General features: G+C 71.1%; 13 protein-coding genes. 9 read left to right on the top strand and 4 right to left on the bottom strand.

The genetic code is table 11. The annotated features are described in order from the left end of the window. Positions 1 to 361: 361 nt before the first annotated feature. Positions 362 to 868, bottom strand: coding sequence for an allene oxide cyclase barrel-like domain-containing protein (locus tag AB0F82_RS25545; protein WP_362631571.1), 507 nt, complete (start codon positions 866 to 868; stop codon positions 362 to 364). A gap of 319 nt (positions 869 to 1,187) precedes the next feature. Here AB0F82_RS25545 and AB0F82_RS25540 point away from each other — a divergent pair, with 319 nt between their 5' ends. The 9 genes from AB0F82_RS25540 to AB0F82_RS25495 all read left to right on the top strand — a co-directional run bounded on the left by AB0F82_RS25540 (position 1,188) and on the right by AB0F82_RS25495 (position 12,015). Then, on the top strand, positions 1,188 to 1,673 hold the full coding sequence (locus tag AB0F82_RS25540) for a DUF2975 domain-containing protein (protein ID WP_362631569.1): 486 nt from the start codon (positions 1,188 to 1,190) through the stop codon (positions 1,671 to 1,673). Next, on the top strand, positions 1,673 to 1,909 hold the full coding sequence (locus AB0F82_RS25535; RefSeq protein WP_362631567.1) for a helix-turn-helix domain-containing protein: 237 nt from the start codon (positions 1,673 to 1,675) through the stop codon (positions 1,907 to 1,909). Before AB0F82_RS25540 ends, AB0F82_RS25535 begins: the two co-directional genes overlap by 1 nt. A gap of 191 nt (positions 1,910 to 2,100) precedes the next feature. Next, positions 2,101 to 2,421 carry a peptidase inhibitor family I36 protein gene (locus AB0F82_RS25530; protein WP_356814948.1) on the top strand — a complete coding sequence of 107 codons (321 nt, stop codon included), beginning with the start codon at positions 2,101 to 2,103 and terminating at the stop codon, positions 2,419 to 2,421. A gap of 2,061 nt (positions 2,422 to 4,482) precedes the next feature. Further along, positions 4,483 to 5,388 (top strand): DUF2637 domain-containing protein, encoded by a 906-nt coding sequence (locus AB0F82_RS25525; protein ID WP_362631565.1) that lies wholly within the window; start codon positions 4,483 to 4,485, stop codon positions 5,386 to 5,388. Between the two features lie 528 nt (positions 5,389 to 5,916). Next, on the top strand, positions 5,917 to 6,357 hold the full coding sequence (locus AB0F82_RS25520; RefSeq protein WP_362631563.1) for a hypothetical protein: 441 nt from the start codon (positions 5,917 to 5,919) through the stop codon (positions 6,355 to 6,357). A 106-nt stretch (positions 6,358 to 6,463) separates the two neighbouring features. After that, the gene (locus tag AB0F82_RS25515) at positions 6,464 to 7,075 is read left to right on the top strand and encodes a hypothetical protein (RefSeq protein WP_362631561.1); all 612 of its coding nucleotides are present in this window, start codon (positions 6,464 to 6,466) and stop codon (positions 7,073 to 7,075) included. Positions 7,076 to 7,783: 708 nt separating this feature from the next. Next, on the top strand, positions 7,784 to 9,604 hold the full coding sequence (locus tag AB0F82_RS25505; protein WP_362631560.1) for a CocE/NonD family hydrolase: 1,821 nt from the start codon (positions 7,784 to 7,786) through the stop codon (positions 9,602 to 9,604). Between the two features lie 145 nt (positions 9,605 to 9,749). Beyond that, positions 9,750 to 11,384 (top strand): N,N-dimethylformamidase beta subunit family domain-containing protein, encoded by a 1,635-nt coding sequence (locus tag AB0F82_RS25500; RefSeq protein WP_362631558.1) that lies wholly within the window; start codon positions 9,750 to 9,752, stop codon positions 11,382 to 11,384. Between the two features lie 226 nt (positions 11,385 to 11,610). Next, positions 11,611 to 12,015: a VOC family protein gene (locus tag AB0F82_RS25495; RefSeq protein ID WP_362631556.1), complete on the top strand. Its 405-nt coding sequence runs from the start codon at positions 11,611 to 11,613 to the stop codon at positions 12,013 to 12,015. On the opposite strand, the gene AB0F82_RS25490 is transcribed toward AB0F82_RS25495, so the two are convergent. Genes AB0F82_RS25490 through AB0F82_RS25480 form a run of 3 tightly spaced genes read right to left on the bottom strand, consistent with a single transcriptional unit; the run spans position 11,985 to position 14,811 of the window. Then, the gene (locus tag AB0F82_RS25490; RefSeq protein ID WP_362631554.1) at positions 11,985 to 12,794 is read right to left on the bottom strand and encodes an ABC transporter ATP-binding protein; all 810 of its coding nucleotides are present in this window, start codon (positions 12,792 to 12,794) and stop codon (positions 11,985 to 11,987) included. The two genes, AB0F82_RS25495 and AB0F82_RS25490, sit on opposite strands and share 31 nt — an antisense overlap. Next, complete coding sequence (locus tag AB0F82_RS25485; RefSeq protein WP_362631552.1) at positions 12,791 to 13,819, bottom strand: FecCD family ABC transporter permease; 1,029 nt, start codon at positions 13,817 to 13,819, stop codon at positions 12,791 to 12,793. Before AB0F82_RS25485 ends, AB0F82_RS25490 begins: the two co-directional genes overlap by 4 nt. Next, entirely contained in the window at positions 13,816 to 14,811 is a 996-nt protein-coding gene (locus AB0F82_RS25480) for an ABC transporter substrate-binding protein (protein WP_362631550.1), read from the bottom strand. The genes AB0F82_RS25485 and AB0F82_RS25480 overlap by 4 nt, the downstream gene beginning before the upstream one ends. Positions 14,812 to 14,838 lie beyond the last annotated feature (27 nt).

Here is a 14,838-nt window from a genome sequence, read left to right as displayed (position 1 = left end):
CGACGCCTCCCAGGGCGCCCCGTTCCCCGTCGCCTTCCGCGCTGATGCCGCACGGCCCGTTCGCCGTCACCGTCACCGCGCAGCAGGTCTGCCGGAGCGACGGGGCGCCCTGTGCTGTCAGCGGGCGACGGCGCCCGCGTGACGGCAGCGCGGCCGCCGAGCGCCGGTCATGCCTCGGCAGGTCGTCTGCAAGGGGGCCTGCAAGTAGGGTCGGGAGACTGGGAGTCATGACTTCGCGCAACACTTGCCACTCACCCGTTACCCCTACGCCCGCGTGACTCAAAGTTGATCATCGCGCTCATCCCACACCCGTGAGCGGGCGCATAAGGAGGGCCCGCTGACCGGCCGGGTCGGGGTGGGGTCAGCGCTCGAGGTCGATGGTGAAGCGCCTCGTGCCCGTGGCGATGGTGTCCGCGTGGACCGAGCCCCGGGCCCGGTCGAACTTGCCCGTGCCGCCGGTGATCGCGTTGTCGAACGACGGCGGAGGACCCGGGACGAGGTGCCCGAAAACCATCCCCTGCACGGTGAGCTGCCCGCCCGGCAGGACGTACGTCACGACGCACTCCTCCGCTCCCCCGTTGGCGACCCGGGTGGTGGTGCAGGTACCGCCGGTCTCGCCGACCTCCTTGCCGTCCTGGTCGAAGAGGACCGAGCGGAAGACGGTCCGGTCACCCTGGGCGGGGGCGCCGCCGGGGTTGACGGGGAAGCGCGACTGCTCGGCGAGCCGACCGGTGAGGACGATGACCCGGTCCCGGTCCTTCTTGGGGGCGGGGTCGGTGTCCGCCGCGGCCGACACGACGGGGGCACAGGCGAGGAGGGCGACCAGGGCGGTGGTCGTGCCGAGAGAGGCTGCTCTGATGGGGCGCATCAACTGGCTCCTGGGATTGACGCTCGTGGACGGTGAAGCGACCCATTCATAGCCTCGGGTCCGCGGCCGCCCGGAGCGTCACGGCGCGAACCACCAGCAGATCCGACCGATCGGACCAGCCGGCCGGTGAGGACGGTGGGGCGGTGGTTGTCGGGGCTGAACACCCAGCCGTCAGCGAGTCGGAGCGGAAGGGGGACGGCGATTGCCCTCGTCACCACCGTGCGGCCGTCCGGCCGGACCGCGGCCCGTCACCCCAACCCCTTGTCCGGCCTATCGTTAGTCGATAGATTTCCATCGCAAGTCGATGGAGGGACGGGTCATGGGGAAACTGACAGTGCGCGCGCTGCGCGCCGTTCTCACGGTGGTGCTCGCCGGCACCGTGTTCGTACAGGCCTCCATGGTGTGGGCGTTGGGACACGACCCGGAGGACGGGTCGCTCCCGCTGACCCCGCTGCGCGTGATCACCATCCTGGGCATGGTGTCGGCCCAGGTCGCCCTGGTCTGCGTATGGCGGCTGGTGACGATGGTGCGACGCGGAACCGTGTTCTCGCACGCGGCGTTCCGCTACGTGGACGGCGTGATCTGGGCGATCACGGCGGCCGCGCTGTTGTGGTTCGCGGTCACAGCCGTCAACGCCCCCGGCCAGCGGGAGGACCCGGGCGTCACCGTGATCATGGGCGGGATCGGCCTGGCCATCCTGGGGGTCGCCCTCATCGTGCTGGTCCTGCGGATGCTGCTCGCCCAGGCCGTCGCGCGCGACGGCGAAGCGGCGCAGATGCGGGCCGAGCTGGACGAGGTGATCTGATGCCCATCGCCGTCGACATCGACGTGATGCTGGCCAGGCGGAAGATGTCCGTGGGCGAGCTCGCGGACCGGGTGGGGATCACCCCGGCGAACCTGGCGGTACTCAAGAACGGCCGCGCCAAGGCAGTGCGCTTCGCGACGCTCGCCGCCCTCTGCGAGGTCCTGGAGTGCCAGCCGGGCGACCTGCTCCGCTGGGAGGCCGAGGACGCCGCGCCGGAGGAGGGGGCAGGGCTCTGAGGTCCGCCGGCGTCGGCCCGGCGGACCCGCGTCCCGCCGTGCCGGGCTGATGACTGGACCGTACGGGTGGTCATGTTCATTGCAGGAACGATCAGGCTCCGGATGGATGCCGCCGGTGCGGTCGGGCTGTGGAACGTTGTCGCCACCTGCCCAGCCGGAGACACCGGCTGGCTCGAGGAACGGAGAGAGCCATGAGCACTCAGCTGCCCGCCGGCGTCGTCGCGATCACCCCTGACGGTGCGGAGTGTCCGCCCAAGACGCTCGGCCTGTACCGGGACTACAACCGGAAGGGGCCCGGTTACGGAATCGGTGCCGGCTATGACGTGGACCTGGCGCAGCTGCCGCTTCCCGGTGGGGGCAACATGGCCAAGAACGTCTCGGCGTGGTGGAACCGGACGGACAGCAACGCGATCCTGATCGGCCGGACCGAGCGTGTCCTGAAGGCCGGCGAGAGGCTCGAGGAGCCGTCGGACTCCAACGACACCGTGGTCAGGGTCACCTGGGAGGAGTAGGCCCGCGCCCGCCAGTCGGCTTGTCCACCGGCCCGCTCGAAGGCGAAGCTCGCCTTCGAGCGGGCCGGCCCGCGAACGTCGGCAGCGCCTGGCACTGAGCCCGGTGCACCACAGGCCTCTCTCGGGTCTCAGGCGCCGTCACCCGTCAGGGCCCGTCAGGGTCGGCCCGGCCGTCGATACCGGGATTTCCGAGGGAGAGGCACCACGGACATTCGTGGAGGTCGCTCGCGGCGCTCGCTGCATGCGGGGAGGACAGGGAGAAGCCCGCCCTGTATTCATCCTCACGCACCCGCTCCGAGCATATTTTCATCCAGCTCGAGGCGATGTACCCACCACCGCCCCCTTGAGCGAAGCGGCGTACCACCCGCATCAGCGGCGCCCTCACAGTGTTTCCGCGCCGTGCCGCTGCAAGCAGGACACGGCGCAGGGCGGACGACCGCGGGCCGCGATCGGATCGGTCACCGTAAGGTGCCATGCCCGCGCAACCCTTCTCGTGGAAAATCCATATGACCCTACAATCTCCGACATCGTCGGCTGGCTGCGAAACGCCCCTCCCCGATCGGGCGGGGCGCGAGTGCTGACCTTGCCGCCAGGGAGGCACTCCGGGGAAGGGTGGCAGCCCCTTGCGAATTTCGGACGGGGATCTCTACACAGATGATAATTCTTTTATTTTTGACACTTCCCGAATTCACCCAGGCATGCAGAACGGAGATCTGTCGAACATGAATTAGACAAGCCGCACCGCTTTGACGCGACCTCAATATCGCGACGAAAGCCAGCAATGTACAGATTGCCGGGGTTTCTTAGGTGGCGGCCCGCGTGTGAATTGCCGGTGTTTCTGCCGGATGCGGCGGTATCCGACCTCTTCCCGGCGCCGGCATGACGAAGTGGTTCGGCGAGCGGGGTCAGCCGACGGCGTGGAGGGATGCCGACGCAGAGGTCTCGCGTGAAGAGTGGTCGTCCGGCTCCTTGCCACCCGGGAGCGGACCCGCACACATGCATGCCGAGGCGCTGGCGGGCTCTCCTCCCCGCGGTACGGAGGCCGTCACTCGCCGGGGCGACAGCCGGACAGCGTCCACATGGCAGGCCAGGACGCGCCTGAAGCGTTGCTGACGCTGCAGCTCAAGGGCGTCCACGCGCCACAGGCGGCCGGCCCCTGATGACGTCCATGCGGTGCAACCTGTGCCCAGTGCGGTCGAGATCAGCACGATCCACAGGAGAATGTCCCCCATAGCCGGTCCTTTCGAAGGCTCACGGTTCCAGGGCTCACATGATCGGAGCCCCGCGATCGTGGGGCATAACGCAGAGGCATATGCAGAGTTGCGCCCTCCCGTCTGATTGCAGCCATGCGCAGCAATCTGCAGGCCTTGGCATCTCAGCGTTTTTGATGATGGTCGGTCGATGTGGGGGTGGTCCCGAGAGAGGTGTTCGACAGCCGCCTCAGCAGCCACCAAGGCCGAATGCCGCGCTCACGCAGGGGCGTGCGACCGCCTGATGCGAGGCAAGCGAAGCCGGTGGATTCGGCGGCAGGGCTCGGCAGTGAGTGCCGGCGAACGTGCGATCAAGGGCGACGGGGCGACGCATTCGGGTCCGCTGCGGCCCGCGCCATGGCGCCCTGAACTGCGGCGCAGCGGGACGCAACTGCTTCTCCTGTTGTATTCGCAGATCCGATGAGCGGCAGGAAACATGCAATCATCTGCCACCACCACCCGAATGGCCCACACCCTGACCAACATCAACGGCGTTTACGGCATATGACAACCGCAAAGCTCCCCATCTCCTTCCGCAGGCCCGCGGAAAGAGACGGACAGGGAGGCAGCTCAGAGGCCGGGCCCACTCAGATTGGAAAGTGGACTTTCACTCCGCGTCCGACCGACTGCAGCGAGACCGCGAACGCGACGTTGGAACAAGACAGCCTGGCGGTCGACCTGAGCTACTCTTCCTCGATCCTTGAGGACTTCCTCCATACGATGAGCATGATCCAGATCGACTTCGACCGGCGGTCGGGGAACATCGACCGGTCCACGATGCCAGGCGACCGACGTGCAGGCGGCAGCTCCCGTGTTTGAGCCGTACGGATCGCCGGACCTCCACGCCCCCCACCCCCAACCGGACGACACCGCCTTCTGGCCTCAGCCGGACCATGTGCAGCGCCACTCCCCCGGGCAGCCGTTCGACGGGCCCGGTGAGCAGGAGCGTCCGTGGGATCCGGCGGAAGAGCTCGCCATCCTCCTCCAGGAGAGCGGTTCGCCCCGGGGGCCGGAGTCCTTCAACCGCGTCGGCTTCGACACCGCGCCTGACACGGTCAGCGCCATGGGGCTCGTCGCCGGGCTGAAGCACACCCCCGTCGAGCGGCCGCCCGGACAGACCTCCAGGGGGCACCGCCGGAGCCCGTCGAAGCCGCCGGTCGTGACCCTGCTGCGAACGGGCAGCCTGTTCACCGCCGTGCTGGTTGCCGTCATCGCCGCCGTGGTGAGCATCCTCAGCGGCCTGGCCATCTGCGAAACCCTGCGCCAGAGCGCCGGACTCCATACGGCACGCGAAGTGGGCAGCTGGTGGCCCCTGCTGATCTACGGCCCCTGGATGGTCGCCTCCCTCTCCATCCTCAGATCCGCGCTGCACCAGCGCCGCGCCCTGCATTCCTGGTCCATTGTTCTGCTGTTCTCCACCCTGGCCACGCTCCTGTGCGTTGCCCAGGCACCCAGAACGATCGCGGCCGGAACGGCGTCCGCCCTTCCAGCCGTGGCCGCGCTGGCCTGCTTCCAGCAGCTGGTCCGCCAGATCACCCTCACGCGGCCGCCGCGCCAGTCCTCGCCACGTCACCGGAACCTGCCCGCCTCCGCGCTCGGCCGGACGACCACCGGCGGGCGCGGCCCGGAAGGCGTCCCGCCCGGCTACCTCATGGCAGGAAAGAGGACTGCTGCCCAACCTCCGTCCGGCGGTCACAGATTCGGGTACGGCGCATGACGGCCCCACGGATGCGGCGGTGCCGGCTGCGACGCAGGTCAGAGCTGCGGTTCTCGGCCAGGGCGATGAATTGCGGCTCCCGTGACGGGCGAGGTGGCACCCGGGTACCCCCACAACGGTCGATGTCGTGCCGGCGGCAGGGGAACAGCCTCGGGGTTCTTCACTCGTCTGGTCCACAGGACTCGGTGGGCCCCCGTCGGAGGGCCGAGCATCCCAAGGGCGGCGACCGCGGAGAACAAAGGCGGTAGCAGTCGCCAACTCCCTTGCCAACCCGGTCCTTCCCACACATCAAAGGGATGTTCGCCTGCACCTTTGAAACGAAGATCCAAACCGATGGTCACGGGCCGCACGCAGACTCAGTCCTACGGTCTACCCGCCCGTGCCCCGTCGCGAGCCCATCCGGGCCCGGCGCGCCGGGCGGAAGGCCACACCTCGCTGAACCGAGGGCACAACGCGCTCCGGAGCCTCCCCTCCCTTGCCCTCCACTCCCCTCCACTCCCGTCACGAAAGGTCAGCAGCATGTACGAAATGACCCACGCAGAGCGAGTCCAGTACAAGCGGCGCCAGGACGCCGCCTACCAGGCCGGCGAGGATGCTGTCACCAACCTTCGGGCGGCGCTCGCGCTCGCAGACCTGACCCTCCCCTCCCTGAGCAACGACGGGCCGGTGGCAGGCCACGGCTTCGTCCGGCTCGGAGGATGCAACGCGGACTTCGCCAACCAGCTCGCCGAAGTCGTCGCCGCGGGTGCCGACGCCCTGCGATGTCGTCGGAGGGCCAGCACGGTGGAACGGCTTCAGGAAGGGCTGCAGCGACAGCCCACCGTCCACGGCGTCGAAGTCGACGGCTACCGGATTCTGCGCGCCGAAGTCCCGCCCGCACCGGACCCCATCGCCGCGTTCCTCCTTGCCGTGCGCGACACCCCCGGGCATCCAGCCTGCGTGGACCGAAGGGCATCGCTGGCCCACTGAAGCCCCGCGCGCTGACGGCCTTGGCTTCGGCCGGCTGTGAACCGCCGCGAACAGCGCATGCAGCAGCTCCAGTGTGCGCGGCCGTGTCGCGGGGTACCCGTGGGGCGTGGGACGCGAACGGCTGACGTTCGACGGCTGGATCGCCGCCGTCGGGACGGGCTCGGGCACGCGCGTGGTCGTGGGCCACTGGCCGCTGTCGCCCTTCGGGCCGTTCAGCGACGTAATGCTGGAGCGCGCCGACGGCTGGCGCACGCTGATCGCCCCCACCACCCGCACAGCCGAGTACATCGCCGGCGTCTACCACTTCGACGAGGTCCGAACGGACCCGGTGGACGTACGGATCCGTGAGGGCCGGTGGGACGTCACGGCGGGCCCTCTCCAGCTGCGCTTCCGGGTCGGGCGGCAGGGAGTGCTCGGCTTGGCCCTGCGGGCCGTCCCCCGGCCGCTCGCCCGCCGGCCGTTGTGGGCGGCCGCGACCGACGTGCCCGCCCGTCTGATGGCCGGCGTACGGACCCGGGGCAGTTCGCGCCCTGGATGCCGCCAGTGGTACGCGACAGGCGGCCTGTGGCCGATCACCGCCGCCCGGGCCTCCTTCGACGGCACCGACCTCGGCGCCCCGGCCCCCGTCGTCCCGCCCGTCCGCTTCGGCTTCGCGTCGGCCCCCGCGTCACCCGCACTGGTACGGGTGCACTCCACCGTCGAACGCACAGCACCCTGACGGGCCGGAGCCCACTTGGCGTTGACCAGAGGGTGACGAGCGTGGTGCGGCCGAGGTCCGGGTGGGCGCGCAGGGGGAGCCGGGTGCCGGGGCGCTCCAGTTCGAGGACGGCGACCTCGTTCTCGGCGTCCCGCCACAGGGGGCCGGGGGCGCAGGCCGGCCGCGGTGCCGGCGGGGTGCAGCGGTTCCTCGGGGTGGGCGCGCACCTCGAGGCCGTGAAAGCCGTGCGCCGCCGCGAGGGCGGCGCTGCGGGCGAGTGGTGTGCCGGGCAGACCGAGCGTGGAGAAGGCGTACTTCACGGAGCCGGCCCTCCTGTGCTGAATCGTTCACCTACGCCGCAGTGCGCCATCTCGTGCACCACCGCGACCGGTTGGTGTTCGGAAACGACAAAAGGGTGAGCCTAGAACGCCCGAGTGCGCTGCGGGAGGCCCTCTCCCCCGTTCTGCGGCACGGCTGGGACCGGATCAAGTCGATCACTCCCGGCCCCTCGGGGACCGTATCCGATCACCCGGCGGCGGACGCTGATCGTTCTCCGCGTCCCAGGACGGCCGGGTGCGTTCAAACCGTCTGGACGGGTGAAGCCCGCCGACCTCCACCAAGAGCGCAGATGTCCTGATATGCCCTGCGGAGTGTCCCGGCCGGGCTAGAACGGGTGCCCCCACGGCACCGACCGGCACGCCCGGTCGGCGATTTCGAGAGGACCCCTCCGTGAGCCACTCGCAGGACGACAACCCGATCACCCCTGTCACCGCGACACAGTTGAACCGGATCGCCGGGCACGGCATCTACAGCTCGGCCACCGCCATCGACCCGGCCGCCGTCAACATCGCCGAGGCCCTGGTCGCCACGCTGAACGGCACGGCCGAGACGCCGCTGCTCACCCCCGACCTCCAGAAGCTCACGGAACAGGTCCGGCAGAAGGCGACCTTCGGCTTCCCCCGCATCACCGCCGACGACGGGGTGAAGCTCTCCGCGCACACGATCAAGCTCACCACCTCGGAGCCCCGCCCCGTGGTGATCGTGCCGGCGGGCTGGACCCCCTTCGGCTGGATCCTCTTCGAGTACGCGTACCTCCAGCTGGCGCTGCGCGGGTACCACGTGCTGGCCTACACCCCTCGCGGCATCGGCCTCACCTCCGCCCTGCCGGACGGCGGCTACCTCGACGCGCCATGGACCTCCGGGGGCACGATCCAGGTGGGCGGCCCCTCGGACTGGACCGACGGCTCCACCGTCATCGACTACGCCGAGCGGCACTTCAACCCGAGCAAGGTCGCTTTCCTGGGCGAGTCCTACGGGTCGGGCATCAGCCAGCTGGTCGCGGCGCACGACCCGGCGGCCCGCGTGGACGCGGTCGTCGCCCTGAGCACGTGGGGCGACCTGGCCGACAGCCTCTACCAGAACGACACCAGGCACCTGGAGGCGGTCCAGAAGCTGATCGACTTCACCGGCGGCCCGATCGAGAGGAAGTTCGACCCGGCCACCCAGCAGATGCTGAAGGACTTCCTGGCCGGCGAGAACCTCGACAAGGTGGTGGCGTGGGGCAAGGAGCGCTCCCCGTCGTCGTACGCCGACCGGACCAACGCCCGCGGCGTTCCCACGTTCATCTCCAACACCTGGCACGAGACGCTGTTCCCGGCCAACCAGGCCATCGCGCACTTCGAGCGGCTGACGGTCCCCAAGCGGCTCAACCTCTGGATCGGCGACCACGCCGCGCCGGAGGGCGCCGGCCTCACCATCCCCTTCAGCGCGCCGAACCTGCCCGTCGAGGAGGCCTTCGCCTGGCTCGACCACCACATCCTCGGGGCCCCGAACGGCGTACCCGGGTGGGAGCCGGTCAGCAGCCAGATCATGTTCACGTACAAGACCAAGCCCGACCCGGAGTCGGGACAGGACGTCATCATCGAACCTGCGGTCCGCGAACCCGCACGGTCCTGGGCGGACGTCACCACCTCCACCGAACGCTGGTACCTCACCGCCGGCGCGACGGACCGCCGCGACGGCGGCCTCGGCACCGCGCCGGAGACGGGCTGGAAGAGGGAGTTCACCGCCGGGCAGCTCACCTCCGCCACCGCCGTGGACGCCGTCATCACGACGGGCCAGGCGGAATGGAACGGCAACCCCAAGACGTACTCCACCAGCGCCTTCGACCGCGCGCACCTCGCCGTGTGGAGCAGCGGTCCGCTCCAGACGGCCCGCCGCATCCGCGGCGTGCCGCGGCTCACCCTGAACGTCCGCAGCTCCTGCGCCGCCACGACCCTCGTGGCCTACCTGTTCGACGTCGGCCCCGACGACACGGCCCGCATCATCACGCACGAGCCCTTCACCCTGCGGGAACTCTCCCCCGGTGAGGACCGCCAGGTCACCTGGCAGCTCCAGGCCGCCGGTTACGACCTCGCCCCGAACCACCGGCTCATGCTGGTCGTGAACAGCGAGGACCGCCTCTACTCCGACGCGAACACCGACGGCAGCACCACCACGATCACCTCGGCCGACGACAGCGTCGCCCAGCTGGAACTGCCCCTCGGGTAGTTGCCGGGCGGGAGCGGGCCGGCCCGACACGCCCGCCCCGCTCCCGCGCCCCCGACGCCGTCCCGGCCCGCCGACCGCACATCACCAGGTCAGCAGGGTCGGGGCGGTGGAGGCGGGGCGCGAAGCGTGACATAGCGTGCCCCTCATGGATCAGGAGCACATAGCCGGGCCGGCCGGGGACGGCGACGGCGCGGGCAGGCGGCGGTTCCTCGCGATCGCCACCGGCGCCGCGACGGCCGCGGGACTCGGCGCGGTGGCCGGCTGCGCGAAGGGGGACGGGGACGACGTCGGCGACCGCGGCGCCGACGGGAAGAACGGAGCCCCGGCACCGGACGGCAAGCCGTCGGCGCCGGGAGGCCACGGCTTCGACGTGAAGGCTGAGAACGCCCGCGCCGGCCATGCCGACTGGGCCGTGACGAAGGCCGGTCCGGCCCGGGCCGTCGAGGGCTTCGCCGACAGGGTCAGCGTGCTCCCCGGCGAGTCCTTCGGGCTGTACGTGTCGACGACCGCGCCCCGGTTCACCGTCTCCGCCTACCGGATGGGCTGGTACGGCGGCGCCCGCGCCCGGCTGGTGTGGCGCTCGGAGGCCCTGCCCGGGGTGCGGCAGCCGGAGCGCACCGTCGACTCCGACACCCGGATGGTCCGCACGCGCTGGTCCCGCACCACCACGGTCGAGACGAAGGACTGGCCGGAGGGCAGCTACCTGCTGCGCCTCGACGCGCAGGGCGGCGAGGGCGGCCAGCGTTTCGTGCCGGTCACCGTCCGGTCGGCGGCGACGGCCGGGCGTACCGTCGTGGTCAACGCGGTCGCCACCTGGCAGGCCTACAACCGCTGGGGCGGCTACGGCAGTTACGACGGCCCCAACGGCGGCTACGCCTCTCGCTCCCTCTCCGTCTCCTTCGACCGGCCGTACGAGTACGACGACGGCGCGGGCCTGTTCCTGGTGTACGAGGCCCCTCTGATCGCCCTGGCCGAACGGCTCGGCATACCCCTCGCCTACGCCACCACCACGGACGTGGCGCGGGAGAAGCGGCTCCTGGAGGGAGCCGCGGCGGTGCTCTCGCTCGGGCACGACGAGTACTGGTCGCCGGAACAGCGCGCCCACTTCACGGCCGCCCGCGACGCCGGAACCAACATCGCGATCCTGGGCGCGAACTGCTGCTTCCGCCGGATCCGGCTGGAGGCCTCCGAGCTGGGGCCGGACCGGACCCTGGTCTGCTACAAGTCCTCCTACGACCAGGACCCGGGCTTCAAGCGGGGCCATCCCGCGACGGTGGACTTCCGCTCCGCTCCCGGTGCCGACCCGGAGAGCTCCCTGCTCGGTGTGATCTACGACGGCTATCCGGTGGACGCCCCGTACGTGGTGACCAACCCCGGCCACTGGCTGTTCGAGGGTACCGGCGCGAAGGCGGGCGACCGTTTCGAACACCTCGTGGGCGTGGAGTACGACAAGGTCGACACCGGTTTCACGACGCCCCGGCCGATCGAGATACTGGCCCACTCACCCGTGGTGTGCGAGGGCCGCCCCAGCCACCAGGACACCGCCTACTACTCGGTGCCGAGCGGCGCGGGGGTCTTCGCGACCGGCACGATGCGGTGGGTGGAGGCGCTGGACGCGACGGGCGACGGCCGCAGCGGACGCAACCACGGGCTCGACGAGCGGTCCGGGGCGCTGACCACCCGGGTGACGGAGAACCTCCTGCGGGTGTTCGCGGCGGGCCCGGCCGGCCGGTCGCATCCGGCGCAGGACAACGTCAAGGCGGTGTACGGGAAGTCCTGACCCCGAGGGGAACCGGGCGGCGCCCGGGGCGGCGCGCACGCGGAAGGCGCTTGGCCCCGCCCCGGCCCGGTGCCTGGGGAGTGTCGTCAAAGCAGCGTCGGCCGCCCGAAGGCCAGGCGGGACTTTGACGACACGGCCTATGATCGCGAGCACGGCATCGCGTGTCGGTCACCGACCGGGTGAGGCATGGAGGTGCCCGTGAGGTGCCTTCCGGAGGCATTCACCCGTGTCCGTACAGCTGAACCACACGATCGTCCACTCCCGTGACAACCGGGAGTCCGCCGAGTTCCTGGCGCACGTCCTCGGCCTGGAGGTCGGGGCCGAGTGGGGGCCGTTCATCCCCGTCGTCACCGCCAACGGCGTCACCCTGGACTTCGCCACCCTCCCGGCCGAGTCCACCACCCCGCAGCACTACGCCTTCCTCCTCTCCGAGGAGGAGTTCGACGTGGCGTTCGGGAAGATCCGCTCGGCGGGCGTCGCGTACTTCGCCGACCCGCACGGCAGGCCCCCCGGCGAAATCAACCACAACGACGGGGGCCGCGGCGTCTACTTCACGGACCCCGCGGGGCACGGGATGGAGATCATCACGCGCCCCTACGGCTACCAGGAGCCCGCCGCGACCGGCAGGTAAACCACGTTGGGCGCGCCCGTGTCGGGGTGGACCCCGACCCGGGCGCGCACCCCGTACACCTCGGCCAGCAGCTCCTCGGTGAGCACCTCCCCCGGCGGCCCGGAGGCCAGGACGCGGCCGCCCGACAGGACGTACAGCCGGTCGCAGAAGGCGGCGGCGAGGTTGAGGTCGTGCAGGACGAGCAGGCTGGTCGCGGGCAGCGCCCGGACCAGGCCGAGGACCTCCAGCTGGTAGCGGATGTCCAGGTGGTTGGTCGGCTCGTCGAGGGCGAGCAGTCCCGGGTCCTGGACGAGGGCCCGGGCCACCAGCACGCGTTGCCGTTCGCCCCCGGACAACTCGTCGAAGCGGCGGGCCGCAAAGGGGCCGGCGCCCACGGTCTCCAGGGCCCCGGTGACGCGCCGTACGTCGTCCGGACCGTCCTGCTCCCAGAAGCGCTTGTGCGGGCTGCGCCCCATCGCGACGACCTCGCGCACGGTCAGGCCGAAGGTGCCGCTCGCGTCCTGCGGCACCACCGCCACGCGCCGCGCCCGTTCCTTGACGGTGAGCGCGCCCGCGTCCGCGCCGTCCAGCAGCACCCGGCCGGCGGTCGCCCGCAGGGTGCCGTAGACGCAGCGCAGCAGGGTGGTCTTGCCGCTGCCGTTGGGGCCGACCACCCCCACCGTCTCGCCGGGCCGGGCGGTGAGGTCGATCCCGTGCAGCAGGGTGTGCCCGTCGGTCTCGTAGCGCACTCCCTCGACGGCGAGTTCCACCGGCCGGACCGGTCCGGCCCCTGCCGTCATCCCGTCACCCCTTCGGTACGGCCGGAGCGGCGCAGCATCCAGAGGAAGAACGGCCCTCCGACGAGGGCGGTGACCACACCCACCGGTATCTCCTCGGGGGCGGCGGCCGTACGGGCGACCAGGTCGGCCAGGATCAGGAACACCGCACCGCCCAGCGCCGCGACCGGCAGCAGTGCCCGGTGTCCGGCGCCCACGACCATCCGGGCGGCGTGCGGGACCATCAGCCCGACGAAGCCGATCGCCCCGCTGCAGGCGACGAGCACGCCGATGATGAGTGAGGTCAGGACGAACGCGGCGGCGCGGAAGCGTCCGGTGTCCAGGCCCAGGGTGTGCGCGCCCTCCTCCCCGGCGAGGAGCAGGTCGAGCGGCCGGGCGAGGGCGAGGAGCAGTGCGCCGCCGGCGAGCAGCGCGACGGTGGGCAGGGCCAGTTCGTCCCAGCGCGCCCCGCCGAGTCCGCCGAGGGTCCAGAAGAGCACGGAGCGGATCTGGTCGGGGTGCGCGGCGAGCACGAGGACGAGGCTGGTGAAGGCGGACAGGATGTACTGGACGGCCACGCCGGCCAGGATGAGCCGGCCGGTGGTCATGGTGCCGCCGCGGCGGGCCATGGCGTAGACGGCGACGAGCGCGGCCATGGAACCCGTGAAGGCGGCCAGCGGCACGCCCGTGCCGAAGCCGGCCGCGGCCGTGCCGAAGACGATCACGAGGACGGCTCCGGCGGAGGCCCCGGAGGAGGCCCCGAGGAGGAAGGGGTCGGCGAGCTGGTTGCGTACGAGTGCCTGGAGCACGGTGCCCGCCACGGCGAGTCCGGCTCCCACGACGGCGCCGAGCAGGAGCCTCGGCATGCGCACGTCCCACACGATGGAGGCGAAGGCTCCGGTGGGCCGGTTCCCCGTCAGACCGCCGAGGACGATGTCGAAGACCCGGTCGGGGGCGATCCGTACGGGGCCCAGCGCCAGGCCGGCGATCGCCGAGACGGCGAGCGCGGCGGCGAGGACCGCGAGGACCGCCCCGGTCCGGAGCCTCACGCGGCGTTCGGGTGGAGCTGGCCGCCCAGCGCCTCCACGGCGTCCGCCACCCGGACACCGAGGACGACGGAGGAGAGCGGCAGGACGACGAACCGCCGGTTCTTGACGGCGGGCACGTCGGCGAGGGCCGGGTCGTTCAGCAAGCGCTGCTTCTTGGCCTCCACCGTGGTGCCGCCGTAGTCGTAGATGAGGACGACTTCCGGCTTGCGCTCGATGACCTTCTCCCAGGCGACGTCGCCGAAGGTGTCCTTGAGGTCGGCGAAGACGTTCGTGCCGCCGGAGAGGGAGATGATCTCGTTGCCTATGCCGTTGCCGCCGGAGGTGGAGGCGGAGGCCTCACCGGAGTCGTAGGCGAAGACGGTCGGCCGGGGCTTGTCCTGGACGCGGCTGGTCACGGCGTCGATGCGGCGCTGCTCGTCCTCGATCAGCTTCGCGCCGCGCTCGGGCACGCCGAAGGTCCGCGCGACTTCGGTGATCTCGGTCTTCAGCTGGGCGAGGCCGACGTTCCCCTCGGTGCAGTACTCCACGTTGAGGCGGGAGTTGATGCCGGACGTGGCGAGCCCCTCGCGGTCGCGGCCCTGCGTCTTGTCGAAGGCGCTGGCATAGCCGCCGTAGACGAAGTCCGGGTCGGCGCCGAGCAGGACCTCCTTGGAGGGGTACTCCTCGGCCAGCACCTTGATCTTGTCGTAGGCGGGCCGGTAGGCGGGCAGTACGGCGTCGTCGAGGTAGGCGGAGCCGGCGATCCGGTCGCCCAGACCGAGGGCGAGCATCATCTCGGTGGCGTGCTGGTTCATGGTGACCGCGCGCCGGGGCGGCGCCTGGTAGGTGCTGCTCACACCGCAGTTGGAGACGGTGTAGGGGAAACCGGGCGCGGCGCCGGGGTCCTCGGCCGCCCCGTCCTGTCCGGCGCCGGGTGAACCGGCGCAGCCGGTCAGGGATATGAGGAGCGCGACGGGGGTGAACGCGCGCAGGGCGGCGCGGGAACGCGACATGGCGGGGCCTCTCCGGGGGATCCGCGT

Source organism: Streptomyces virginiae (assembly GCF_040638905.1).
GTDB lineage: Bacteria > Actinomycetota > Actinomycetes > Streptomycetales > Streptomycetaceae > Streptomyces > Streptomyces virginiae_B.
This window is presented reverse-complemented; position numbering and strand designations above follow the sequence as displayed.